This is a genomic window from Natranaeroarchaeum sulfidigenes, from assembly GCF_017094485.1.
Classification (GTDB): domain Archaea; phylum Halobacteriota; class Halobacteria; order Halobacteriales; family Natronoarchaeaceae; genus Natranaeroarchaeum; species Natranaeroarchaeum sulfidigenes.
Genome location: NZ_CP064786.1, coordinates 1,847,593 through 1,872,944, shown reverse-complemented (window position 1 = coordinate 1,872,944; position 25,352 = coordinate 1,847,593). Strand labels below are relative to the sequence as shown.

Here is a 25,352-nt window from a genome sequence, read left to right as displayed (position 1 = left end):
AACGCAGGTTGTTGGAACTGTGGTTCGAGTCCACAGGTTGGGATTAAGGCGGCCAGAGCGGCAGGGCAACTCCCGTACCCATCCCGAACACGGAAGATAAGCCTGCCCGCGTTACGGCAAGTACTGGAGTGGGAGACCCTCTGGGAACACCGGATCGCCGCCTGTCAGTCATATCGCGCCTCCATGCATCGAGCATGGAGGCGTTTTTCATTTCGAACCGGGCGAGAGCCAGTACGGATAGACGGTTATCGGCTCCGGTTCGAGGAGTACAAGCCACGACGATTGTGTCTGTGTATCACGAACGGTTCCGAGTCGTCCCGCAACGAGCGCGGTTCCGGGTGTATTTAGTGACTCCTGATACCCACAGCGTTCACAGTGCAACCGACAGGGCGTCCACTCTTCGACCAGCGACTGCTGCTCGATCCGACTGCGTACCGGATGGCCTTCTTCGAGCTGTTGCTGACAGTTGTCACAGGTTGTTGTCGTCCCTTCTGCAACACGGACCCCGTCAATAACCTGTGAGAGCGGCGCAATCGTCGGGATCATCGCAGGCCCCTTGATGTGGTATGTGGCGGTGCAACCATGACCCGGCGTTGCCCCGTAATCGGTTGAAAAGGTGTGGAACTACAGGAAGGATTCCCGGGTGGGATCGTACTGCTGCTGGCGTTCGACTGCACGGAGCGTGTCGGCGTCTAGCTCAACGAGGTGACAGAGGGGATTACCGGGATACACGACAGGGTTTTCGAGGACCCCGACGAGAATGCCAGTAAATGGTGCTTCGACCGTTTCGGTGTTGGTTTTGAACGGATTCGAGATAGTGCAGACTCGATCGCCTTCGTAGACAAGCGCACCTCGGTCGTGTTCCATATCGACGATACCGCCCACATCGGCCCGGAGCCAGGTCTTCTCGCTGTCCTCGCTGATGACTGTTCGCCAGCCGGGCCAGTGGACCGTACTCTCTTCGGAGAGACCGTATTCCGCGAGTACGCTGACGACACCGTTCAGAGCGCGGTCGATCAGGGGGCGCTGGAACCGGTGGGCTTCCCCCATCTCCACTGTGATCGTCGGCACGCCGGCTTCACTCGCTTCGCGCCGGAGTGTGCCGCCTGGCCCTTCTGAGTCGAGGATAACGTTCGTGCTGAACGCGCGAGCAAGTCGTGCGACATCTTCGTCAGTCATGTCAGCGCGGGCGTGGAGCATGTTGGTTCGGCCTCGCGTGGAGGTATGGAAGTCGAGGCCGAGGTCACAGGGCTCGATAAAGTGATCGAAGATCCGTGCGGCGATGCGTCGACCGCCGCTTCCCGTACGGCTTCCGGGAAACGACCGGTTGAGATCTCGGTCGTATATCGGGAGATATCGCTGTTGCGCGAGGAAGCCGGGAACGTTGAGGACGGGAAGGCAGACGAGTGTGCCGTTGAGCTTTGAGTGATCCCAGTCGTGAGCGACTTCACGGACGACCGCGATACCGTTGAGCTCGTCGCCGTGAGCGGCCGCAGTGAGAAAGACCGTTGGGCCAGCAGCTGGACCATTGATAACCGTCACGGGAATGTTGACGGGATCGCCGAGATACGTCTGGCTAACCTCGTGGTACAGATAGGCTCGCTCTCCGGGTTTGACGCGCCCGTCGGGATAGACGAACGGGTCGCCAGCTTCCTCGGCGGCATCGGCGAACCGCTCGAGTACTGTTCCGTCGTCAGTGATCATGCCCATACCAGTCCGTACAGGAATATAAACGGCGCCCCCGGATTCCGTCGACGGAGTGATACCGGATAACGTTTTTACGCGGCTTCCGTACTCTGTGGCATGAACGATGATCTAACTGTCGGCGTATTGAGTCTCCACAACAGCAAGGAGACGAAGGCAATTCTCAACGCAGTGGACGATCTGGGGTACGGCACCGAGTGGCTGCGGGCGGAGAACACATCTGTCAGTATCGACGGGGGTGCAGTGTCGATCGAACCGGATGTCGACGTTGTCACGAACCGGCTGTTGCTCTCGAACACTCCACAGCCCTGCGAGGAGCTTGGTATTGCGAACGTCTTCGAGGGAACTCGACCGATGCTGAACACGCCGGAGGCGACGATGACGGCGATGCACAAGTTCGCTGCTGCGACGACGCTCGCTGATGCTGGCGTTCCAGTACCTGATGCGTTACTGGCACTGGGGAGTGATACACTCACACGACGACGGGAGGAGTTCGGTTCGGAGGCCGTGTACAAGACGTCGATCGGCACCCACGGGGGCGGGACGTGGAAAGTGGGCCCTGATGAGGCGGTCAACGCGATGGTCGGCAACCGGTACGCGTTCCTGCAGGATCTGATCGAGCGGGACGGCGAGAAACACCGGGATCTGCGTGTGTACGTCGTCGGCGATGATCTCATCGGTGCGATGCACCGGTACGCCCCCGATGGTGACTGGCGGACGAACGTCTCGCTCGGCGGCGATGTCAGGGACGCAACGGAGCAACTGACCGACGAGATTCGTGACATCGTCCGGGATGCGACTGACGCCATCGGTCTGGATTACGCGGGGGTGGACCTGATCGAAGGTGAGGATGGGTGGTACGTACTGGAAGTGAATCCGACGGCGGGATTCAAAGGGTTCTTCGAGGCAACTGGAACCAGCCCAGCCCCGTACATCGCGAAACTGGCGATCGAGCGGGCAGGAGGGACTATCGACGATGACCTCGTCAAGTCGATTGCGCGCACACTCGACGATTCGGTCCCCGCCGCCAGACCACAGCCGTCCCACACGAGCGAACAGGAGATCGTGCCAATCGGCTACACCGAGGAAGTGCTGGTCAGCGGCACGAGCGACTCGAAGACCGTCTACGCGAAGTCGGACACGGGTGCGACCCGAACGAGTATCGACACGAGCCTCGCCGCGGAGATCGGGGCGGGCCCGATCAAGAGCAAGATGCGGGTAAAATCTGGAAGCTCGAAGCGCTCGAAAGTCAGACCGATCGTCGATATCGTCGTCGGGGTCGGCGGCCGTCGCCATACCGTCGCGGCGAACGTGGAGGACCGCAGTCATATGGAGTATCCCCTCCTACTGGGTCGGGATATTCTCGAACACTATCACGTCGACGTTGCGCGGCGTGCGGATGCGGAAGACGACGAGGTCGAACTCGAGGAGTAATCAGTCGGATTCGTAGGCTCGCCATACGTATTCTGTCCCATAGCTTCGGTAGGGTCGCCAGCGGTCCGCAACCGCACGCATCTCTTCACGAGTCATACTCCCCGTCCCGTCGCCGTACAGCGCATCGATCCCGTTGCGGATCGCGAGGTCTCCGAGCGGAAGGACGTCTTTCCGCCCGAGCACGAAGATGAGGTACATCCGGGCGGTCCACTTACCGACCCCTCGGATTTCGGTGAGCCGCTCGACGACAGTTTCATCGGAGTCTTCCTTGAGTCCGGATCGAGTGTAGTCCTTACGGCGGAACGCCTCAGCAGTGTTGCGCAAGTACTCTACTTTCTGTCGACTTACTCCTGCCTCGCGTAGCGCATTCTCCTCGACGGTGAGCATCGCATTCGGCGTGATCGGTTCGTCGAACAGTTCGAAGACACGCTCTTGCACGGCGTTTGCGGAGGCGGTCGAGAGCTGCTGGTTGATGATCGAGACGGCGAGACGCTGGTACTCGTGATCGGCAGGGCTTATCTCGACCGGGCCGTGTTCGTCGATCAGACGAGCCATTACTGGGTCGTCTCGCAGTGTCTCCAGTGGGTCCCCCATACTCATCCTGGTCGTTCGTCGAGTATAGGCCTCACGACAAAGCGACCGGAAACCGGGGAGGTGGCCGCTTCAGAACCCTTTGCCGAGCAGCTCGCGCGCGATAATGTTCTTCTGAATCTCCGAGGTGCCCTCGTAGATCTGTGTGATCTTGGCGTCACGGTAGAGTCGTTCGACGTCGAAATCGTTGACAAAGCCTGCGCCGCCGTGGATCTGAACTGCTTCGTCGGCGACGTCGACCGCGACCCGTGAGGAGTACTCCTTTGCCATCGACGCCAGCGCGGTCAGGTCGTCGTCCTCGTTGGTGACACTCCAGGCGGATTTGTACGTGAGCTGGCGTGCGGCTTCGGTCTTCGTGTGCATATCGGCGAGTTTGTGCTGGATCGCCTGGAACTCGCTGATGGACTTGCCGAACTGCTCGCGGTCCTGTGCGTACTCCAGGGCCCGCTCGCAGGCGCCCTTGGCGATACCGACGCCCTGTGCTGCGACCATGGTTCGAGTCTCGTCGAAGAACTGCATCAGTTGCAGGAAGCCGGCTCCACGAGTTCCGATGAGGTTCTCTTCGGGTACGCGCACGTCATCGAGGATCAACTCGGCCGTGTCGGACGAGCGAATACCCAGTTTTCCGGTGATCTTGTCTGCCTCGAAGCCGTCGCGGTCGGACTCGACGAGAATCTGTGAGAACCCGGAGTAGCGGTCGTCGACGTCGTCAGTCTTGCACATCACGACGAAGTAGTCTCCGACGGTACCGTTGGTGATCCACATCTTGTTGCCGTTGATCACCCAGTCGTCGCCGTCCTTTTCCGCTCGCGTCGAGACACTGGAAACGTCAGAGCCGGTATCAGGTTCGCTGATCGCGGCGCCCATGATCGCCTCACCCTGTGCGATCGGTTCGAGATAGCGTTCTTTCTGGTCTTCTGTCCCGTACTCCATGATTGAGTCGGCCCCGAACGCGGCGCTCGTGATACAGAGTCCGATCCCCGGATCGACGGCGAACAACTCTTCGGTGATGATCGACATTTCGAGTGGCGTGTAGGCGGCCCCGCCGTACTCGACCGGAATATGTGCGCCGGTCAGTCCCATCTTCGCGGCTTCGTCCATCACCTCGTGTGGGAACGTCTCCTCGACGTCGTGTTCTTTTGCAACCGGTGCGACCTCGTTTTCGGCGAACTTCCGCACCTCCTCGCGGATCGCTCGCTGTTCGTCTGAGAGTCCGAAGTCCATAGCTGATACATCTATCGTTATCAATAAGTATCTTTGTAACCTGAGATGAACTCAAATCTAGTTTATCAATATCTATAGGGAAACGTTAAACCCACTGGATGTAGACGTTCTGTTCATGGAGACTGACGATATCAACAGTATCACAGTTCTGGGTGCGGGTAACATGGGTCATGGAATTGCCGAGGTTGCGGCGCTGGCTGGCTACGACGTTCGAATGCGCGATATCAACCAGGAGTTCGTCCAGAGCGGCTACGACGATATCGAGTGGAGTTTGAACAAACTCGCGGAAAAAGATCAGATCAGTCAGGAGGACGCCGACGCCGCGCTTGACCGTGTCACTCCGCTCGTCGACATAGAGGAATCGGTAAGCGACACGGACGTTATCATCGAAGCAGTGCCCGAAAAGATGGAAATCAAAGAGGACGTCTACGCGGAAGTATCCGAGCACGCCCCAGATCAGGCGATTTTCGCGACCAATACGTCCTCGCTGTCGATTACCGACCTCTCCGAGTTCACCGACCACCCGGAGCAGTTCTGCGGGATGCACTTTTTCAACCCACCGGTCCGGATGCAGCTGGTCGAAGTGATCTCCGGCGAACACACTGACGAGGCGACACTCGATGTAATTGAGGAGCTAGCCGAGGAGTTCGGCAAGACGCCCGTGCGGGTCCACAGGGACAGCCCCGGGTTCATCGTCAATCGTATTCTCGTCCCGCTGATGAACGAGGCCTGCTGGCTCGTCCATGAGGGCGAGGCGACGATCGAAGAAGTCGACAGCACGACCAAGTACGGTATGGGGCTACCGATGGGGAGTTTCGAGCTGGGCGATCAGGTCGGCAACGACGTGAGCTATCACGTCCTCGAATACATGCACGACGTGCTCGGTGACGCCTACGAGCCCTGTCCGCTCCTCGCCGAAAAGGTCGAGAACGAAGAGCTCGGCAAGAAGACCGGGAAGGGATTCTACGACTACGAGAACGGCGGTGCCGACGTCCCGTCCGATCAGGTCAGTGAGTCGGTCAGCGATCGACTGACTGCAGTAATGGCGAACGAAGTCGCGAATCTGATCGGTGGCGATGTCGCCGAGGCCGATGCCATCGATGAGGCGGTCATGCTCGGCGCTGGCTTCCCGAATGGCCCGGCAAAGCTCGCTGACGATGTCGGTCTCGACCACTTGCTTGAGACACTCGAAGACGCGTACGAAGAGACGGGTGCTGCCAGGTACAAACCCGCGGACTACTTCGCCGAGGCCGCCGATCAGGGCGGGTTCCACGGCGGCAACGAAGACGACGACTCGTACGAGTTTGACACGATCAGTATCGAGACATCCGACGATCGCGTCGGGACGATCACGCTCGATCGGCCCCACCGGATGAACACCATCAGCGGGGAGTTGCTCGACGAACTCGGCGAGGCAATCGAGCTGCTCGAAGCCGACGAAGCGGTGCGTTCAATCCTTCTTGTCGGAGCGGGTGAGAAGGCGTTCTCTGCCGGGGCAGACGTCCAGAGTATGGCCGGAAGCGGTGCGGATCCGATCGAAGCGGTCGAGCTCTCCCGGAAGGGACAGCAGACCTTCGGGAAACTGGAGGACAGCGATCTCCCTGTCGTCGCCGGAATCGACGGCTACTGTCTCGGCGGGGGGATGGAACTCGCAACGTGTGCAGATCTTCGCGTCGCGAGCGAACGGTCACAACTGGGACAGCCAGAGCACAACCTCGGACTGCTTCCGGGGTGGGGCGGAACCCAGCGACTCCAGCAGATCGTCGGCGAGGGGCGGGCCAAAGAGATCATTTTCACGGCCGAGCGCTACGACCCGGAGACGATGGCCGACTACGGCTTCGTCAACGAGGTCGTCGGAAACGATGAGCTCCGAGACGCGGCCTACGACCTCGCGGCGGATCTCGCTGCCGGGCCGCCGATCGCTCAGCGCTACACCAAACGCGCAATGAAGAAGGGCTGGGAAGACGCCGAGGCGGGTCTCGAAATCGAAGCACAGGCCTTCGGTCACCTGATGGCAACTGACGATCTGATGGAAGGCGTCACTGCATTCATGAGCGACCGCGACCCCGAGTTCGAAGGAAAATAGATCGCTGTTTCGGTGGCTCTTTGAACGATCGGTGAAAACTGGTTTTCGATGGCTTCCCAGGACCCGGTGACTGCTCTCGACTTCTTTGGCTCGATCAAGCCGTGGGGGCGGTTGGTCTACGATCAGATCATTATCGTCTCAGTTGTCAGCTTACTTGGCGCGCTGTTCATGTTTCCGGTTCTAACGATTGGTCCCGTCTGCCTTGCGGCGGTGATCACCATCTCTCGCTCGGTCCACCACCGCACGGAGATGGATTCGATATCCGACCGAAAACTTACCCGGATGTTCCTCAGCGAAATACGGGCCAACTTCCGCCGAGGGCTTTTGTTTTCGGGGCTCATTATACTCAGCCTCACAGTTACAGTCGTGTATTTTACACTGGCGATCGCCAGCGACTCGTTCGTTTTCTGGGTCGGTACTGCGTTCGGTTTCTACACATTCTTGGCAATCGTTCTGCTCATGTTCCGAACCGGGTACGTTCTGTCACGTACCACCGATGATCTAACTATTATCGACGCTATACTGGAGGGCGCTGCAGTCGCAAAACACGCCCCCGGGTACAGCGCGATCCAGTATCTCTTCAGTGGCCTCGTGCTGATCATCATGGCTGTGCTCCCGATCTTCGGTATGGTGCTTCTGGTGGGATCTCTCGCAGTGCTCGAGATCACTGCATATGAAACCATCGAGAACGATGGTGTGGGGACGTTCCTCGATGTTGAGAGTGACGTCGAAACGGATGAATAATATATTCATTTATATAAATCATAACCTACATACAGCCACGGCATTTATCACCCATTACCGCCATTCCCATACTGTGCACGAACACCGAACGTACCCCTAACCAAAATTGACTATGCCCGACCAACCTGTTGACATCCTCGTCGTAGACGACGAATCACGACTCGCCGATCTCTTTGCAGCCTGGCTGAAACCCGACTGGAACGTCGAAACGGCGTATGACGGCGAGAGCGCTCTGGAAAAGATGCAAGACTCGGTAAAGATCGTTCTTCTCGATCGCCGGATGCCGGGTCTATCCGGTGACGAGGTCCTCGCCGAGATACGGGACCGGGGATCCGATTGTCGCGTCGTCATGGTAACGGCTGTCGATCCCGACTTCGATATTATCGAAATGGGCTTCGATGACTATCTCGTCAAACCGGTCTCCAAGGACGAATTGATCGATGTTGTCGACCGCGTCCAGACTCGTTCGAGTTACGAGGCAGATATCCAGCGGTACTACTCGCTTGTCTCGAAAAAGTCCCTGCTCGAAACTGAAAAATCGGACCGTGAACTCGAAGCAAGCGAGGAATATGCCGAACTCTGTGAACAGGTCGATGAACTCCGGGGGAGTGTTGACGAAACAGTTGCCGATCTTTCCGATCACAACGATTTCGTTGGCGCGTTTCAGGATCTCCCCGGCGAGAACTGACTAGCTATCTGGACATCGTTTTTCCTCTGTACTCACCATTGCTCAGCGTATTCCATACCTTTTTATTCTATGCAGGTATTAAATCCTGCAAGAATAAATGAAATATACGCGTCTCGGAGTCGTCGTCCTCTGTATGCTCGTGATTGTGTGCGGCGGAATCGTCCATATTGCTGCCGGTAATTCGGGCGACGATGTCGATCCATTCGCGGAGGCAGGACTCGATCAAGAAGCCGAAGTCGGGCAGACTGTCCTTCTTGATGGGACCGGTTCCTGGGCCCCTGCAGGAGATATCGAGGAGTACAGGTGGGTGATCGAAACACCCGACGGAGCGACCTCGGCACCCACATGTTCGGACTGTGACCGGACAGAGTTCGTTCCCGAACAGACGGGAGAATACGCTGTCGAAGTAATCGTTACTGACGAGCACGGGAACACCGATACGGACACGATGTACGTCACGGTTGGAAGCGAATCGACCTTTAATGTCACCATCTCCGGGGATAGGACACCTACAGTCGGCGAACAGGCATCATATACTGGAACTGTCGAGGCTCCCCAGACCTCGGTTGATTCCGTCGAGTGGCGTCTCGATGGGGACGTCATCACCCCTGACGGAGACGCGGACGACGATCTCAAGATGACCGAGACGTTTCGCTCATCAGGAGATTACGAACTCGAACTCGTGGTTACTGACGACACTGGTCAGGTGACTGAGGATGAACTCGCGGTTCGTGCCCGAAACGATTCCCAGTCCGGCTCGGCGGTTTCCGTTGACGGCGATCAGTTGGTCACAGGTGAGCGTCCGCTCGAAGGGGAGTATCAGCTTGCTGGAGCCGATCCTGAGGAAGTCGATTCGGTCCGTTGGTATGCTGGCGACGAGGTGATTGGTACCGGCACTGAAACCACTGTGGAGTGGGAGCCGGGCATACACGAGTTCTACGCCACGGTCGAGCACGATGGGGAGTCCCACCGTGCAACTTTCCCTGATGGGGAGGAAGTGGTCGCTGATCCTGCCCCCGAAATTGAACTCGACGTCGAGCGCAACGGAACCCACATCAGCGGAACTGCAGTAGCAGCAGACGAATTTGGATCGCTGGATACTGTGTCAGTGTATATCGGGGACGATGAGATAGCCTTGACGACACTCGATCAGGGGGTCGACCGGACACAGCACGAGGAGACGTTTTCGGCAACGCTCCCTGATGATGGTTCTGAAACGCCCATTCGTGCAGTAGCCATGGATGATCGTGAGCAGGTGGGGACCGATTCCACGCAGCAGGGACAACCGGAGTTGGTCAGTGCAGAGTTCGTAAATACGCCGGTTGATTCGTATCACGAGCGGATCGACGAGGACCGATATACAGCCGAGCACGAGCTGGTGATTGATTTGAATGGGGCGGATCCGGATGACGTGAGAAAACAACTATCTCTTGATCACAATGCCGATGTAATGTTATTAGAAACTATGTCGTCGGAGTATTTTGCTGTGAATGATCAGCTTGTTGTCGACACTCTCTGGGCTGGTGAGGAACCTGGAAATTCCCTCATCACAATCGATGCACCGTTTATCACTGAGCAGACTGACAGCTTCCGGGTTGAACACAGCCCACCAGAGGTCCACGTAAATATTATCGACCCAGGGCAGGATTCTCATGACCGAGGATATAAACTTCGTGTCGATCCGAGTGGTTCGTTCGACCCTGATGGTTCAGAGCTCAATTTTCGAGTAGGTGACCGCGATCGATTGTACCATGATACTGATGAGATTGGTATAGAATTCAACGATGCACCGAAGTTAGTTGCTACTGATCAGGATGGCTACTCGACATCATACGAACTCGATCTGTATGATTTCTACGCCCCGGAAATCGAAGACGTGTCTGAAGTCTCAGAGGGCCCGTACACATCCGGTGACCACGTCGTATTCGATGTTCAAACCGAGGAGTATCAAATAGCTGCCCCGGAATACGACCTGAATACGGATCTAAAAATCGAGAACGGTCAGGGATCCGTTCAATTCTGGCGTGTCGTTGATCCTGAACCTTCTGCAAATGACACTAATGATGTCGCACGACAGGACGCCGTAAAATATTACACCGGCCAGGTAGCGGTCGAGATTGACTCGTTTGCGGACGGTGAGCATCCAGGGTTGAGAGTCTCAAATACCGCAAGCTCGGATGGCCGCTCCCTGAGACACTCACTTCCAGAGATTGATGGAATCATGCCTACCCCCAGAAACGTCGATGTGACGGATGTCGAATACACTGTTAATGGATTCGAGAGAGAACGAACCGCGACCTCACCTAACGAACGAGTTTCCCTGGAGCGGTCCGGATATCAGGTGGTGGATTCTTCGACAGAAACTGAAGCTGTTGAACTAGAAAAACGACAGGTGGACACAACCTACTCAACCGAGACACGGACATTTGATCGGCAATCGGACCGCGATGGGTTTGTTTCGACACGCAACAGCTGGAGTGACGGCGGGACGGACACGACATCCAGGACGGTTCGAGAAACCGAGTGGGTGGAGTCTATGGGCGACTCGTCAGGCCGTTATACTGGCGAAACACGTCAGGTGACAAAATATCCACCACAGGTGTCCTCGCCCACCACGGTAACGGAGTACAAATTCGCGGTCACGGCTCAAGAGACGGTTGATCAGTACATAGCGGAACAAGAAATCGAAGAAACGACTACCAGCTGGGAATCGATTGGTAGCACTGACGAGGTTGGATCCGCGTATCGCAGGGCAAACTCGAACCACGATATTCGAGTGGGGTCGACTACCGAGGAAAGCACGTGGGAACTCTCGAAGTTCGTCTATGAAACAAAAACCGTGGAGTCTTACGATGATCCAGCGCGTGTGCAGTCGACTAACGCTACGGTGTCAGGTAATATAGCTGAGAAGCTGCCAGTGAGCAATGCTCGCACTATGCGGTATTCGAAGATTGACGAGTTCTCGGTCGAGGCTTCCGTCTCCGGACTACGATCAGAGTCAGAATTGATTGAGGCCGCTACTGACCCAGAAAGTGAGCTTGACCCTGGTTGTAGCTCTGAATACGAGGAGGTTTGTTGATATGCTCCGATTTAATTGGAATATGCTGCTCGTAATGCTAGTGCTATTTATTATCCTGGCTGGTGTTAGTGGAATCGCTTCAGCAGATGATTGTGATCGAGTATACGATGACGCAAGTAATACTGAACAATTGGAGACTACTGAAGATGAAATTGAATATTTTATTTTAATTGACAAGGATCAAGAGTGTGGTACAATCCGTTTGTATAATACAGGTGATGACTTTCGGATCGTACTAGTCTCTATTTTCGCCGATGAAAAGGACATTCTGAGCCCGTCCCCCGAACTAGAACCGGGAGAGAACTGGAGCACTACTTGGGATTTTAGCCAGAAGTACGATGTTACCAATGAAACACATTCGGTCAGGGTATCCACAACTGGCCCTGATCTCGAAGCCAATATTGAGAAGGACTTCGATCTGTCAGAGCCTGACATCCCGGCTCAGCAGATCACCGATGTCCATCTGAATGAGGAAATAGATGAAGAAGGTGATCGTATTGCAAAAGCGGCTGTAACGTTCGAGAACCCTTCTCCACATGCCAATCCTGGACATGTATTCGTCCATACGACTGAAACTCACGGCGAAAGTGACCTTGCACTCGTTCCGAGGAATGAAGAATCCGCTACGAGTTATATTGAATTAGATGACGATCCGGATGGCACGATTGAGGGGGAGATCCGATATACTACTGAGCTAATCCACGAAGACGCGGGCGTTCGAGATCAGGTCTGGTTCCGTGGCGAAGTCGACGGAAACGTAACGGTTCAACGTCAGGAATTCGAGCCGGTCGCGCACCCAACTGCGGACGACCCGTATCGATATGACACCAATGAGTCGGTCTCGGAGCACATCCCACCGTCGGAACAACTCGTCGCAGGGCTTCTCATCGGCGGCGTTCTCGTAATCGTCATCGGGCGGCGATACTGGAACTGAAACTCTGTCGCCGTTCGTCATACGGACCAGAAGTCGTAATAGTTCCTGTCCCCTCCGCTGAGGTATGAATCGACGGACGCTACTGCAATCGGGAGCCGCGATCAGTGGTGCCGTTCTCGCTGGCTGTCTGGACACCTTCGAGACCGAGTCCGTCTGGCAGAGTGTTCCCGTCGTCGAGGACCGCCCGGATGCCGTGTATATACCCGCGGGTGTCGAAGAGATGGCGACGTACGGCATTGCCCATAGTGGTGACTACGGTTTTGCGCTTCATTACACGTTCCCGCATCGCTTCTACAACGTCACCTCGAGCGGTATGGATCGCGTTGATGTTCAGGAATCGGATGCTATGCACCTGATGGTTACCGTCTGGGATCGTGAAACCGAGACGGTACTGCCGACCGAGCTTCAGCTGGACCTGTACTCGGAGGGGGCACTTGAGACGTCGCTCCGGCCGTGGGCGATGATCTCGCAGCGGATGGGCTTCCATTACGGCGACAATGTCCAACTCGATAGCGAGGGGGGATACACTGCTGAGATTCAGGCAGCACCGATCGAGGCCCAGCCGGTCGGGGAGCTAGAGGGACTATTTCAGGATGGTACGACCGTGGAAATCGACTTCGAGTACACTGTCGATGATATCTACGACCTTTCGTTCGAGGAGTTCGATGAGGACGAGAGAGGACGCCGCGCTGCCGTACCGTTGATGCAACACGACGATCATGGTGACCACGATGGGCATGACGAGCACGACGGACACGATATGCAAGTGCCCGTATCGACCGTTCCCGAGCCTGAATCGCTCCCCGGCCGTTTGTTGGGGACCGAGTCCAGCGGTGATGCCGATATTGTGGTGAGCCTCATCGAGTCGAGCTCACGGTTCCACGAGGGGGCGTATCTCCTCGTCTCGCCGCGTACACCGTACAATCGGATACCACTCCCCGAGATGTCGATTACGGCGACAGGATATCAAGACGGTGAGGCGGCCTTCTCCGATGAGCCGCTGGCGGCGGCACTCGACCACGATGTCGACTACCACTACGGATTGGCGGTCGATTCCCTCGATACAATTGAAACGCTCCAACTCGACATCGCGTCAGATCCCCGTGTGTCACGTCACGACGGCTATGAAACTGCATTTTTGGATATGGGATCGGTCGAGTTTTCGGTCCCTGAATAAATCCGAATCGTCTGCTGAGTGGACTGGCATCTACACGAGTTGCAAAGCGTTTTACACGGTCGTTGCCATTCTTCGATAACGATGACTGACGATGAGCCAACCAGTACGGGTGATATGGAGTCACCCGTGGTCTACGATCTCGACCCGGAGTGTACGCTCGACGAGGTGACGGAGGACGGTCTGTATCTTGCGACGGTCAACGGTGTCGTCGAATACGGTGTCTTTGTCGACCTTTCCGAGTTCGTCTCCGGACTCGTACACGAATCGAAACTCGATGGAGAGTACGAGATCGGCGATCAGCTGGTCGTCGATCTCGAAGACGTACGAGAGAACGGTGATGTTTCGTTCCGATCTGTCGATATCGAGAACTACGAACTCGAAAGTGTCGCTCACGAGTACGATATTACGCCGGTCGATAAGCTAGAGGACGCCGTCGGAAGTACGGTCTATCTCGCGGGACAGGTCGTTCAGATCAAACAGACGGGCGGTCCCACCCTGTTTCACGTGCGAGACGAATCAGGTATCGTCCCCTGTGCAATTTTCGAGTCCGCTGGTGTACGTGCCTATCCGGAAATTTCGGTCGAGGATTACGTCCGCGTCAGCGGAACCCCCGAGCATCGGGAAGGCGCAATCCAGATCGAAGCCGACTCCCTGACCGCTCTGGACGACGAGGAGGCAACCGAGATTGAAGCCCGCCTCGACGCCGCGGTAGAGGAGCGTGCAGCCCCTGCAGACGTCGACCCGCTCATCGAGTGGGAGGCGTTCGAGAAACTCCGACCGGATATCGAATCGGTCGCTAAATTGCTTCGCCGTACCGTTCTCGAAGGGCGTCCGATCCGAATCCGTCATCACGCCGACGGCGACGGAATGTGTGCGAGTATTCCGGTCGAACTGGCGCTCGAGCGGTTCATCGAGGGGGTTCATGAGGATCCCGAAGCCAAACGTCACCTGTTCAAGCGGCTACCGAGCAAGGCACCATTCTACGAGATGGAGGACGCGACGCGTGACCTCAACTTCGCCCTCGAGGACCGGGAGCGCCACGGACAGAAGCTCCCGCTCCTGCTTATGCTGGACAACGGGAGCACCGAGGAGGACACGCCAGCCTACGAAACGCTTCGACACTACGACATCCCGATCGTCGTCCTCGACCATCACCACCCCGACCCGGAGGCCGTCGAACCGCTCCTGACAGAGCACGTCAACCCGTATCTCTACGACGAGGATTACCGGATTACGACGGGTATGATGTGTGTCGAACTCGCCCGGATGATCGATCCGGAGATGACGGACGAACTCCGACACGTCCCCGCTGTTGCAGGGATTTCCGATCGCTCGGCCGCCGACGCGATGGACGACTATCTCGAACTGGCTTCGGAAGTCGGTTACGACCCCGATGAACTGGAGGACGTGGGCGAGGCGCTGGATTATGCCGCACACTGGCTTCGCTACGACTCCGGTCGACATCTCGTCAACGACGCGCTGAACGTCGGCTGTGAGGACGAGGAGCGACACCACGAGTTGGTGGACTTCCTGGCAGAGAAGTCTCGCAACGAGATCGACGATCAGCTAGAAGCGGCGTTACCGCACGTCGAGCACGAGCGACTCGATAACGGTGCTCATCTCTACCGCGTCGACGTCGAGAACGATACGCACCGGTTTACGTATCCTGCGCCCGGAAAGACGACCGGCGCGATTCACGATCACAAGGTCGAGGAAACTGGTGACCCAGTGATCACGATCGGTTACGGCCCTGACTTCTCCGTGCTCCGAAGCGACGGTGTCAGGCTGGACATCCCCCGGATGGTCACCGAACTCGACGAGGAGATCGTCGGCGGTGGCGTCAGCGGCGGCGGCCATCTGGTCGTCGGCTCGATCAAGTTCGTCAAAGGGCGGCGTGAGGAAGTGCTCGATGCGCTCGTCGAGAAGATGGCCGAGGCCGAGATCGACGAAGCGCTCAGCAGTACGAAATCATCGGTTTGAGGCCCGTTACGCGAACTCGACTCTTCTGTGTGCGATTATAACTGCACCGGTTGTTCCTGCTACCAGCACTGCCCCGAGTCCGACTGGGAAGCGCCAGACGATCCCAGCCCAGTCCGAGTTGAACACACGGGTGTAATATTCCGCGACCTCGTCACCCTCGAGTACCAGCGCAAGTTCCCTGTTCTCACGGAGTGAATGAGTGTTCCAGTTGATACTCCCAAGAATCACCGTTTCGTCGTCGATGATAACTCCTTTCGTATGGAGTCTTTCGTACCTGTCTCCGGGATCAGCGACCTGGACTTCTATATCGATATCCTCCGTATCAGCAAGCTCGTTGAGCCATTCCTGTAGTTCCGCGTTTTCGTCGTCGGTATACCACGCGCTGGAGAGGAGAATGCGGAGCTCGACTCCGCGATGTGCGGCCTCGATGGCCTCCTGCAGTAGCGGGTCATCATGTCCACCGATCGAAACCTGTGTGAGCAAGATCGACTCATCCGCGTCCTCGATTTCCCTCCGGATTTCGGGCTCGGCGTTGTCCGGCGCTGTGAGCACTGTCGTCTCTTCGACAGCGAGCCGCGAGGAGTCAAACTCCGCAGGATACCGCCCCTCCGTCTTCGGTTCCTCGACTGGATCGACAGTCTCGCCGTACTCATCCCACTGTAGCGAGTCGCTGGCATCGAGGTCCGCCTCGAACACATCTGCGATCGCGTTTGCAGTCTCCGCGTCGTGTGTGACGACGCCCCAGCCACGGTTTGCCTGCCCACCAGCACCGGATGGTTTCCAGTTTTCGGTCATGACGAGCGCCTCGTCGTCGGCGACCGCAAACTTCCCGTGATGGAACCGATATCTCGCGTGGTCACCACCGAACGCGACCACGTCGACTCCCGCCGCGGTCAGTTCGTCAAGCTGATCAACCGAACGTTCACCTGTTCCCCCTACGGGGGATGCTTCGACTGCCACCCGAGTATCGACGCCGCGTTCGTGTGCCGCGATCAGTGCGTCTGTCACACGTGCATCGGAGTAGGTGTATGCAGCGAGCATAATCCGTTCGTCGGCACGCTCGATCAACTCGACCGACGCTTCGGGAGCGTCCGGCAACACGAACGCCGTAGCGTCCGTGTTTTTCGTCGTTGCCGGTGCGATATCGGTCGCTTCGATTGGCGACCAGGACCCCGTACCATCCTCCGTTCGCTCCCAGAGCTCTGCTTCGGCCGCACGGTCGTAGGTAACGCTGTCAACGACGCTTCCGTTGCGTTTGAGCGTTACCGTCTCTCCGTCTTCGGCGAACTGTATGTGTCCGTCGAGCGGATAGACGTCATGGTCCGTGTGCTGTCGCGTTTCCGCCGGCTCGTGGCTCAATGCGACAGTTCCTTCCAGGGCATCGCTCGGCAGATGCGCTGTCTGTCGACCGTCATCGTGGAGCGTCCAGCCGTTTGGCTCAGTCTCTGTTGGGAACTCGATCGTGACGAACTCGCCGACGTTGCCGTGGGCGACCGGACTGGGATAGAGTTCGATGATACGTGGTTCTCCGGATTCGGTAGTGTTTCCAGTGTGGGATGGTTCGTGCGGATCGAGGTCGCTAGCTGCCGATACGGTCGTGATACCGAGGGTTCCTCCAATCAGTAGCAGGGCTACGAGCGTGGCGGCCAGCGTATACCGGCGGCGCTCCGTTGTCGACACACGCGCTTTCGCCGCGCTACCGTACAAGAACGTATGGGATGTATCACGCGTATCGTGTTGATCTTACCGCAGCGCGTCCGGCGGGCCACCTGGCAGTTCGTCACGGTCGTGCGGTGCCTCGAAGTCGGGGTCCGGACCCACCGGTACGAGTCTGGTGGGGTTGATATCGTCGTGGGTAACGTAGTAGTGCTGTTTGATGTGGTCCATATTCACAGTCTCGGCGACGCCCGGAAGCTGATAGAGTTCGCGAAGGTAGCCCCAGAGGTTCTCGTAATCGGTGATCCGGGCGACGTTACACTTGAAGTGGGTATGATACACTTCGTCGAACCGGACCAGCGTTGTGAACATCGCGATATCGGCCTCGGTGAGGACGTCGCCAGCGAGGTAGCGCTGATCAGCCAGCACGTCGTCCCAGTGATCGAGCGCGTCGAATAGTTCTGCGATGGCCTGCTGGTGGGCTTCCTGTGATCTGGCGAACCCGGCGCGGTAGACACCGTTGTTGATCGGGTCGTAGATCGCTTCCATCACACGGTCGACCTCGTCACGGTATCCGTCGGGATACAGATCTACGTCACGCTCGCCGAGATCGTGGAACGCCGTGTCGAGCATCCGCATGATTTCGGCGGACTCGTTGTTGACGATCGTTTCGCGCTCTCTGTCCCAGAGCACTGGGACTGTCACGCGCCCGGTAAAGCTGTCGTCGGCAGCCGTGTAGACGTCACGAAGGTAGTCTGTTCCGTTGACTGTATCGTGGGTGCAGTCGTCCTTTTCGGGCCTGAATCGCCACCCGTCCACGATTCGGATCGGGTCGACAACGTCGACCGAGACGACGTCTTCGAGTCCCTTGAGCGCCCGCGTAATCAGAGTTCGATGCGCCCAGGGACAGGCCTTGCTTACGTAGAGATGGTACCGCCCCTGCTCTGCAGGGAACTCCGCATCCGAGTTCGCGGAGACGTGCTCACGAAACGATGTCTTCTGGCGCTGGAAGGCGCCGGAGTCGTCGGTCGCTTTGAACGCTGTTCGTGTCCACTTCCCGTCGAGAAGCATATGCATACCTTTCGAGAGGGGTTCCCGTGGCTAATACCCATCGTCGTCACCCGTCGATTTCCGGCTCCGATGTCTGACACTCCCTCCTGATACCTGGTTGCTTGAAAAACCAGACGATGGGTAATAATACATCTCCTATTTAGATAAATTGCTCAATATCAAAACAAATAAAAAGACTCGTTGTAATGTGTAAATATGGGCGCGTTTAGTGCATCGCTGAAGGTGGCACAGGTCGTCGGAATCAAAACACTTCTTGGGGTCATACTGATGCTGACTCCGATGCTGCTACTGCTGTATTTCGGCGCGTTGTGACCGACTACTGGTCTGTCGACCAGTTCCCCTGAAACATCGTTCGCAAGCCGGCTTTTCTGCCGAGCGCCTCTATTGTCTCCCGCGCAGTCGCCAGTGAACGTGTCGTATCCAGTTGCCAGCCGTTTTGGAGTACTACCGAGGGTCCATCGAGTTCGTGATCGAGTACGATTTGACCGTCGTGTGGTCCCCAGGGCAGTGTGATACTGCCTCCGAGTGCCCGCTGTTCCAGCAAATATTCGATCGCAAGTCGAGTCGCCGCTGCTGCGTTACGGTGTCCAACAGCGCCGACTGAGCTTCGATCATCGAAAAACCGAACGACGAACTGCTCGTCGTGGTCGATATCCGAGAGTAGTGTTTGTTCGGACTCGTCCCCGATTTCCGGTGTGACAGGTTCGTCGATCGTATCGGTGGCTGCCCTGCTGACTCCCTGCTCTGGCCCGTGATCCGCCCCCTCTATCTGCCGCTCGTCCCCTTGCTGTTTCCGGACCTCAGTCGTCTCCGGTGCTCCGCCAGCATGCTCCCGTGTCTCGTGGCTGGCTTCTCCTCTGTCCGTATCAGCGACGGCCGGTCTGGTTGCAGTCTCGCCGCGCGTCCGAAACGTCTCGTACAGGCTATCGAGAAACTCGTCCACGGCATCGTCGACCGTATCGGCGACATCTTTTCCAGCCGTCGCAACGACGCGCTCGGTGAGGTCCGCATGTATCGCCTCGCGGTCATTGTCCAGTTGCCGTGTCGCGACAGTAAACCGCTCCTGACGGTGCGCGGCTCGTCGTGACGCCGCCGCCTCGGTGTACCGTTCGACGACATCCACCCGGTCCGGCAACGCAGCCAGTTCAATCCCACGACGGTCCACTGCGCCAGTGTCGTCGACACCGGCAAAGACGAACTGTCGGCCGTTCGTGAGGATCCCCCAGTCGATGCCAGTATCGAGTAGAAGCCGTCCCAGCGCTTCGGCGTCCTGTTCTGAGAGATCCGTACTGCAGGCACACGTCTGAACGAAAATCTCGGGCGCGTCCTCGACGAGGAGTGCGAAGTCGACCGGACCATAGTCCGGAACCTCGTACTCGGCGACGATTTCGTCGAGCGACCAGCCCAGCGTCGTCAGGAACGGTTGTACAAGCCGGAGCTGAGTGTTCCGTTTCGAGAGTGAGTCGGTCGACGCAATGCGCTGTTGTGCCTCGGTGACGTACGCCTGAAGCGCCTCGACGTCCATCGTCCCACTGTTTCGGTTCCACACTACTAACTGCTCGGGTGGCTTCTCTGGTGCGCTCCGTTCCCACGATCCGACACTGGAACGGTAGTTCTTTTAGGAGCCGAAACTACCCGCACCATATGGTAACGCTCGGTCTGGTGGTCGCGACATTCAACGCGCCGGTCACCGAGAAGATGGCTGCGTCGGCACGGTCGGCCGCCGAGGATGCAGGGGTCGACATCGCTGCTGAGATCGAAGTTCCCGGCGCGTACGATACGCCGCTGGCTGCGGATCGGCTGGCACGTCGGGACGATATCGATGCCGTCGCCGTCGTCGGCGCGATTATCACCGGTGACACCGATCACGACGACGTGATCGGCACCGCGGCGGCCCAGAAGCTCACCGAGGTGAGTCTGGAGCGGGATACGCCCGTTGCGATGGGGATTACCGGTCCCGGACAGAGCGCCGACGAGGCCCGAGCGCGTACCGACTACGGTGCACGAGCGGTCGAAAGCGCGATCGATCTCGCAACCGAACTGGAGGACCTATAATATGGATTTCGCAGACAGAGTCGAACGTGTCGAACCGAGCGCGACGCTCGCGATCAGCGACCTCGCGTCCAAACTCGAAGCCGAGGGCGCAGACGTCGTCGATCTGAGCGTCGGCGAACCGGACTTCCCGACCCCCGAGAACATCGTCGAGGCGGCCAAAGACGCGATGGATGCAGGCCACACTGGCTACGCACCCTCGAACGGCGTTCCCGAACTCAAAGACGCCATCGCCGAGAAGCTCCACGATGACGGGCTTGACCAGTACGGAACCGAAAATATCATCGTGACGCCCGGCGCGAAGATGGCGCTATACGAGACCATTCAGGCGTTGATCGAGGATGGCCAGGAAGTCGTCCTGCTCGATCCTGCGTGGGTCTCCTATGAGGCGATGGTGAAGATGGCTGGCGGCTCGCTCAACCGGGTCGACACCTCGAAGTACGACTTCGATCTCGAACCGGCCCTCGACGAGCTCGCCGAGGCCGTCTCGGACGAGACCGAACTCATGGTCCTGAACTCGCCAGGGAACCCGACCGGCGCGGTCTACTCCGACGCGGCGCTGGAAGGCGTCCGTGATCTCGCGGTCGAACACGACTTTACCGTCATTTCCGATGAGATCTACAAGGAGATCACTTACGGCGTCGAGCAGACGAGCCTCGGGACGCTGGAGGGGATGGAAGACCGAACGGTCACGATCAACGGCTTCTCGAAGGCGTACTCGATGACAGGTTGGCGACTCGGTTACGTCGCCGCCCCCCGGGAGCTGATCGGGCAGGCTGGCAAGCTCCACTCCCACTCGGTTTCCTCTGCGGTCAACTTCGTCCAGCACGCCGGGATCGAGGCACTCGAGAACACTGACGACGCCGTTGCCGAGATGGTCGAGGCGTTTGCCGAGCGCCGCGAGTTCCTGGTCGACCTGCTCGCCGAACGTGACGTCGATGTCGCCGTGCCCGACGGGGCCTTCTACATGATGGTCCCCGTTGATGAGGACGACCAGGCGTGGTGTGAGGGCGCGATCGAGGACGCACACGTCGCAACTGTCCCCGGGAGCGCATTCGGGACACCCGGGTACGCGCGGATCTCCTACGCGAATAGTAAAGAGCGGATCGAGGAAGCGGTCGAGCGACTCGACGCTGAAGGCTACTTCTAGCGGTTTCGCCGGCCGTCAGTTGCTCTACGCGTTTTGATTCGATTGGTCGGCCCTGAGAGAGCATTTAGCAGCGAGTGACAGCTGCCTTCAGAAATCACTGTCGTAGGCGTCGCGATACTCCCACTCCATCCTCATCAACTCCTCGACGCCGTGTTCGAGGATTGCTCCTCCGAGTGCGGTGGCCCTGTAGTACGAGTAGAGCCCGTCACTGTCGGCAGTTCGCTGCTTTCGGTTTTGTACCAGCCCGACATCGACGAGTTCGTCAAGGTGGTAATGAAGATTGTTTGCCGCGAGTCCTAGCCTTGCTTCGAGCTCGCTCGCACTCAGATCGCCGTCGCGTTTTAGCGCGTAGAGGATCCGAAAGCGCGAGGGGTTCCCGATCGCTCGCTGCATGTCGAGGTACTCCTCAAAGCTCAGCACGCTCCGCTCGGGGAGTAGCTCTTCCGGGTCCTCGGGTGGAGTCCGCTCGTCGATCGGATCACTCGTTGCCATCACTTCAAATCTCTTTCTCTGAGGACTTAACAGTTATTGACTCAAGATATACTGAAAACACCATCTTTTATGAATTGTCCGCACTCAGTCCGCAATATGCGTAGTCGGATCGTCGAGAATCTCGGAGACGTTCCGTACGACGAGTTCCTCGTGTATCTGATGGGGCCGTACAAATCCTTCTCCATCGAGGAACTGGTTCCTGATGATGTTGAATTCGATACGGCCAATGGACTCTTGCAGTCGTGGGACGAGACGGACGGAACGTACGATCATGACGATGTCGTTGCGACGCTTCGGCAGGTACAGGGAGCATTGCGGACTGCTCCGGGACTGAATGCGTTTCTGGCGGTCGATATAGGAATTGATCTCGACGAGCTAGACGCCGCAACACAGACAATCGAGTTCGCCCGTGCCAGCAACGTCGTCGTGTTCGTTGTTCCAGCGGTTGGAAAGAATCTCGGTGTCGGTATCGAGGCCGGTTCCGTGCTTGCCGACCTGAATGATGCTGAACGCGAACGTGTGGTTTTCGTTCACGAGGAGGGCGTTCGTAGCGCGATGATCCAGGGGATTGCCAGACGCTGGGATGCAGCAGTGTACAGTTACGGTGATGAGTCGGAGCTTGTCGACTGTATCCGAGCGTTCAGTTCCGATATCATGTACCGGGAGCTACGTGACGATCTGGATCCGAAACACCGGTGAAGAACCCACTCTATCGCCCACGCCGCTCGATAATCCGGTCGATAATCAGACCGGTCGAGAGCAACTCTTCCTCTGAGTCCGGCTCACGCGCCGAGGCGCGTTCGACCGCACAGTCGATTCCGCGCCGCTCCAGCTCTGCCTGAATCGCCTCACTGTCGTGGTGCTGGTCGTGACCCAGCGCGATGACGTCCGGATCGAGGTCCTCGATCGGTGTGAAAATATCGTCGGGATGTCCCAGAAGCGCCCGGTCTACCGGCTCCAGCGCTTCGATCATCGCGACGCGCTGGGAATTCGGCAGGATTGGTGGCTGCTTGTGGGTGACGTTCTCCCCGCGGGCTACAATAACGACGAGCTCGTCGCCCATCGCCGCGGCGTCCCGGAGGTAGTGAACGTGGCCGGGATGGAGGATATCGAAGGTACCCTGTGCGACAACTCTTTTTACCATCGTCGCCCCCGGTCGAACTCGTCCTCACGCAGTTCGGCGTCGATATCGTGCTGGTCGAAGTGGAAGAACTCCTCGTCGTCGGGCAGGTCGACATCGAGAACGTTTAGCTCGGTCGGCTGGCCGTCCGAGTCAAAGGCCTTCCAGTCGCCCCAGTCGTACGGTGCACCGATAATGATGTGGACATCGCCACGAGTAAACGTCGCCAGATCAGCTTTGCTTGGCCGGAGTGCGCCGTTCGGGTGGGAGTGGACCGAGCCGAGCGACTTGTTGTCGTTCGGGATCATGTTCGTTTTGACTGTCGCACTAACGCTGTTCGATTCCGTGCCGGGGATCACGAGGACGTCCGTGATGACGAGCCCGTCCCGGTCGAGGCCGACCTCCCGCGCTTCCGTCCCCCGCAACATTCCCATGTACTCGTCGGGGTGTGTCTGTTCTGACGCTTGCAGGGCGAACTCGAGCGTCTCCCGGGCGATCCCGAGGACTTCGCTCGACCGGAACAGGGAATCGAACAGGCCCATACTGGGTACTCACCGTCTGTGGATGCTAAACGTTCCGGAACGCAGGCCGGTCTCGATATGCGGATGTTTAACAGGTGCGAGATAGAACTACCAGTATGGTCGTCGGATCACTCGTTACGTTCCTCGTTAGCCTGTTGATCGGTGGTATCGGCATCTACGTCGGTGCGAGAGTCGTCGCCGACGTAGAGGACTACTCGTACGCGCTGATCACGGCGTTGATCGGCGGTATTCTGTGGGGTATCGTGGAGTTCATCGTCCCATTCATCGGTGGGCTGGTAGCGTTCGTCGCGTACCTCTGGCTTATCAATCGCCGCTATCCCGGCGGCTGGATCGACGCCATTCTGATTACGCTGATCGCCTGGATTGCGATCTTCGTCACGCTTGTGATCCTTTCGACGGTCGGACTGGGTGGCTTCGGGGCCTACGGCGTGCCCGGCTAGGGTTTCGGCTCCGGGCCCAGTTCGCTGTCGACTAGCTTGACCGCATCCCGAACTCTCCCAATCGTCGACAGATACGACGCACCGACCGTCGCTTTTGCCGCCGCGGCAGCGCGCCCAGTGACGACTGCCGGGCCGAGTTGTGCGACTGCATCGTCGCCTACGCTGACGACCCAACCGGGCGAATCGAACGTGAACCGCTCGGGGCGTGGATCGAACAGCCCGCCGCCGTTCCGTCTGTGGTCGATCGATCGGACAATGGTGTCCGCGACGGGTTTTGCCTCGCGGACGGCTACCTGCGCGCTCGCCGGGACGGCCTCCCCGTCGTCGTCGACGACCCGTGCGGCATCTCCAAGCACGAAGGTCCCATCGCCGAACTTGAGTGTACTCCTTGTCTCCGGTCGCGTTCCGTCGAGTGCGGCCGGACCGCGGAGGCCGCCAGTCCAGACGAGCAGGTCATAGTCGATGGTGTCCCCGTCGGCGAGCGTAATAGCGTCGTCGCTCACACGAGCGACCGTCGCGCCCGTCCGCACCTGTACACCCTGTTCGTCGAGGGATCGAGCGATCGCGGCCGAAAAGGACTCGCTGAACCCGGGCGCGACCCGTTCTCGCATCTCCAGTAACTGGATCTCGGGGTCCTCGTTCAGGGTCTCGTTTTCCTCTCGGGCCAGCTCGGCGAGCTCGCCGGCGACTTGGATCCCGGAAAGGCCTGCCCCACCGACGATCACTCGTCCGCCGGTGGCGTCGAGGACGTCAAGGAACCGATCCCGGATCCGCTCTGCGTCCGGTACTCGCTTAACGGGATAGCTGTTCGCTTCGAGGCCGGGAATGTCGTAGTAGGCAGTCTCCGCACCGAGAGCCACGGCTGCGTAATCGTATTCGATCGTCCGCCCGCGGTCGAGTTCAACCCTCTTCGCGTCAACGTCGATGCCGGTAACTGTGGCCGTTTCGACTGCCGCACGGTCGACGAGTTCCTCCAGTGGGATCGTGATTTCGTCGGCCAGCTTCGGCTTCCGGATCACCCGATGGAGCTCCTGCTGGACCAGATGGTCGCCGGTATCGTCGATCAGGCGAACGTCGACGTCGCGTGGCAGCCGGTCTTCGAGCCGCTGTGTGAGGGCAACGCCAGCGTAGCCGCCGCCGAGAACGAGTACGTTCATACCAGCCCTATCGATTGTGGATAGTAAAACC

Annotated in this window: 23 protein-coding genes and 1 rRNA gene; 13 read left to right on the top strand and 11 right to left on the bottom strand. The window is 58.2% G+C overall.

Features of this window, described 5'->3' with window-relative positions:
* Positions 1-44: 44 nt before the first annotated feature.
* Positions 45-166 (top strand): 5S ribosomal RNA (gene rrf / locus AArcS_RS09650).
* A 41-nt stretch (positions 167-207) separates the two neighbouring features.
* Here the strand turns inward: rrf and AArcS_RS09645 are convergent.
* Both AArcS_RS09645 and AArcS_RS09640 read right to left on the bottom strand, forming a co-directional pair.
* Positions 208-546 carry a DUF8112 family protein gene (locus AArcS_RS09645; RefSeq protein ID WP_238477213.1) on the bottom strand — a complete coding sequence of 113 codons (339 nt, stop codon included), beginning with the start codon at positions 544-546 and terminating at the stop codon, positions 208-210.
* Positions 547-624: 78 nt separating this feature from the next.
* Positions 625-1,701: a succinylglutamate desuccinylase/aspartoacylase family protein gene (locus tag AArcS_RS09640; RefSeq protein ID WP_375139661.1), complete on the bottom strand. Its 1,077-nt coding sequence runs from the start codon at positions 1,699-1,701 to the stop codon at positions 625-627.
* 102 nt (positions 1,702-1,803) lie between these two features.
* On the opposite strand from AArcS_RS09640, the gene AArcS_RS09635 reads away from it, so the two are divergent.
* Positions 1,804-3,138 (top strand): RimK family alpha-L-glutamate ligase, encoded by a 1,335-nt coding sequence (locus AArcS_RS09635; RefSeq protein WP_238477211.1) that lies wholly within the window; start codon positions 1,804-1,806, stop codon positions 3,136-3,138.
* On the opposite strand, the gene AArcS_RS09630 is transcribed toward AArcS_RS09635, so the two are convergent.
* Both AArcS_RS09630 and AArcS_RS09625 read right to left on the bottom strand, forming a co-directional pair.
* Positions 3,139-3,732, bottom strand: coding sequence for a DNA-3-methyladenine glycosylase family protein (locus tag AArcS_RS09630; RefSeq protein WP_238477210.1), 594 nt, complete (start codon positions 3,730-3,732; stop codon positions 3,139-3,141).
* Between the two features lie 69 nt (positions 3,733-3,801).
* Complete coding sequence (locus AArcS_RS09625; RefSeq protein ID WP_238477209.1) at positions 3,802-4,953, bottom strand: acyl-CoA dehydrogenase family protein; 1,152 nt, start codon at positions 4,951-4,953, stop codon at positions 3,802-3,804.
* A 115-nt stretch (positions 4,954-5,068) separates the two neighbouring features.
* Here AArcS_RS09625 and AArcS_RS09620 point away from each other — a divergent pair, with 115 nt between their 5' ends.
* The 7 genes from AArcS_RS09620 (at position 5,069) to han (ending at position 15,641) form a co-directional block, all read left to right on the top strand.
* The gene (locus AArcS_RS09620; RefSeq protein ID WP_238477208.1) at positions 5,069-7,039 is read left to right on the top strand and encodes a 3-hydroxyacyl-CoA dehydrogenase/enoyl-CoA hydratase family protein; all 1,971 of its coding nucleotides are present in this window, start codon (positions 5,069-5,071) and stop codon (positions 7,037-7,039) included.
* 48 nt (positions 7,040-7,087) lie between these two features.
* Entirely contained in the window at positions 7,088-7,783 is a 696-nt protein-coding gene (locus AArcS_RS09615; protein WP_238477207.1) for a hypothetical protein, read from the top strand.
* Positions 7,784-7,895: 112 nt separating this feature from the next.
* Positions 7,896-8,471, top strand: a complete 576-nt coding sequence (locus AArcS_RS09610) for a HalX domain-containing protein (RefSeq protein WP_238477206.1) — start codon at positions 7,896-7,898, stop codon at positions 8,469-8,471.
* Between the two features lie 133 nt (positions 8,472-8,604).
* Complete coding sequence (locus AArcS_RS09605) at positions 8,605-11,550, top strand: PKD domain-containing protein (RefSeq protein ID WP_238477205.1); 2,946 nt, start codon at positions 8,605-8,607, stop codon at positions 11,548-11,550.
* Position 11,551: 1 nt separating this feature from the next.
* Positions 11,552-12,484, top strand: coding sequence for a hypothetical protein (locus AArcS_RS09600; RefSeq protein WP_238477204.1), 933 nt, complete (start codon positions 11,552-11,554; stop codon positions 12,482-12,484).
* A gap of 64 nt (positions 12,485-12,548) precedes the next feature.
* Positions 12,549-13,661 carry a DUF7350 domain-containing protein gene (locus AArcS_RS09595; protein ID WP_238477203.1) on the top strand — a complete coding sequence of 371 codons (1,113 nt, stop codon included), beginning with the start codon at positions 12,549-12,551 and terminating at the stop codon, positions 13,659-13,661.
* 81 nt (positions 13,662-13,742) lie between these two features.
* Entirely contained in the window at positions 13,743-15,641 is a 1,899-nt protein-coding gene (gene han, locus AArcS_RS09590) for a Hef-associated nuclease (protein ID WP_238477202.1), read from the top strand.
* 6 nt (positions 15,642-15,647) lie between these two features.
* Here the strand turns inward: han and AArcS_RS09585 are convergent, their stop codons facing one another.
* The 3 genes from AArcS_RS09585 to AArcS_RS09575 all read right to left on the bottom strand — a co-directional run bounded on the left by AArcS_RS09585 (position 15,648) and on the right by AArcS_RS09575 (position 19,917).
* Positions 15,648-17,321 carry a phospholipase D-like domain-containing protein gene (locus AArcS_RS09585; RefSeq protein WP_238477201.1) on the bottom strand — a complete coding sequence of 558 codons (1,674 nt, stop codon included), beginning with the start codon at positions 17,319-17,321 and terminating at the stop codon, positions 15,648-15,650.
* 63 nt (positions 17,322-17,384) lie between these two features.
* On the bottom strand, positions 17,385-18,374 hold the full coding sequence (locus AArcS_RS09580; protein WP_238477200.1) for a glutathione S-transferase family protein: 990 nt from the start codon (positions 18,372-18,374) through the stop codon (positions 17,385-17,387).
* A 310-nt stretch (positions 18,375-18,684) separates the two neighbouring features.
* Positions 18,685-19,917: a hypothetical protein gene (locus AArcS_RS09575; protein ID WP_238477199.1), complete on the bottom strand. Its 1,233-nt coding sequence runs from the start codon at positions 19,915-19,917 to the stop codon at positions 18,685-18,687.
* A 95-nt stretch (positions 19,918-20,012) separates the two neighbouring features.
* Between AArcS_RS09575 and ribH the strand changes: the two genes are divergently transcribed.
* Positions 20,013-20,423 carry a 6,7-dimethyl-8-ribityllumazine synthase gene (ribH, locus tag AArcS_RS09570; RefSeq protein ID WP_238477198.1) on the top strand — a complete coding sequence of 137 codons (411 nt, stop codon included), beginning with the start codon at positions 20,013-20,015 and terminating at the stop codon, positions 20,421-20,423.
* Position 20,424: 1 nt separating this feature from the next.
* The gene (locus tag AArcS_RS09565; RefSeq protein WP_238477197.1) at positions 20,425-21,570 is read left to right on the top strand and encodes a pyridoxal phosphate-dependent aminotransferase; all 1,146 of its coding nucleotides are present in this window, start codon (positions 20,425-20,427) and stop codon (positions 21,568-21,570) included.
* Positions 21,571-21,657: 87 nt separating this feature from the next.
* Here the strand turns inward: AArcS_RS09565 and AArcS_RS09560 are convergent, their stop codons facing one another.
* Entirely contained in the window at positions 21,658-22,062 is a 405-nt protein-coding gene (locus AArcS_RS09560; protein WP_238477196.1) for an ArsR/SmtB family transcription factor, read from the bottom strand.
* Positions 22,063-22,158: 96 nt separating this feature from the next.
* Between AArcS_RS09560 and AArcS_RS09555 the strand changes: the two genes are divergently transcribed.
* Positions 22,159-22,761 carry a DUF7509 family protein gene (locus AArcS_RS09555; protein ID WP_238477195.1) on the top strand — a complete coding sequence of 201 codons (603 nt, stop codon included), beginning with the start codon at positions 22,159-22,161 and terminating at the stop codon, positions 22,759-22,761.
* Positions 22,762-22,771: 10 nt separating this feature from the next.
* On the opposite strand, the gene AArcS_RS09550 is transcribed toward AArcS_RS09555, so the two are convergent.
* Together AArcS_RS09550 and AArcS_RS09545 are read right to left on the bottom strand one after the other, a co-directional pair.
* The gene (locus AArcS_RS09550; RefSeq protein ID WP_238477194.1) at positions 22,772-23,206 is read right to left on the bottom strand and encodes an FAD synthase family protein; all 435 of its coding nucleotides are present in this window, start codon (positions 23,204-23,206) and stop codon (positions 22,772-22,774) included.
* Entirely contained in the window at positions 23,200-23,724 is a 525-nt protein-coding gene (locus AArcS_RS09545; protein ID WP_238477193.1) for a Mov34/MPN/PAD-1 family protein, read from the bottom strand. Before AArcS_RS09545 ends, AArcS_RS09550 begins: the two co-directional genes overlap by 7 nt.
* Positions 23,725-23,819: 95 nt before the next feature.
* Between AArcS_RS09545 and AArcS_RS09540 the strand changes: the two genes are divergently transcribed.
* Entirely contained in the window at positions 23,820-24,164 is a 345-nt protein-coding gene (locus AArcS_RS09540; protein WP_238477192.1) for a hypothetical protein, read from the top strand.
* Here the strand turns inward: AArcS_RS09540 and AArcS_RS09535 are convergent.
* Entirely contained in the window at positions 24,161-25,321 is a 1,161-nt protein-coding gene (locus AArcS_RS09535; RefSeq protein WP_238477191.1) for an NAD(P)/FAD-dependent oxidoreductase, read from the bottom strand. The two genes, AArcS_RS09540 and AArcS_RS09535, sit on opposite strands and share 4 nt — an antisense overlap.
* Between the last annotated feature and the right edge of the window lie 31 nt (positions 25,322-25,352).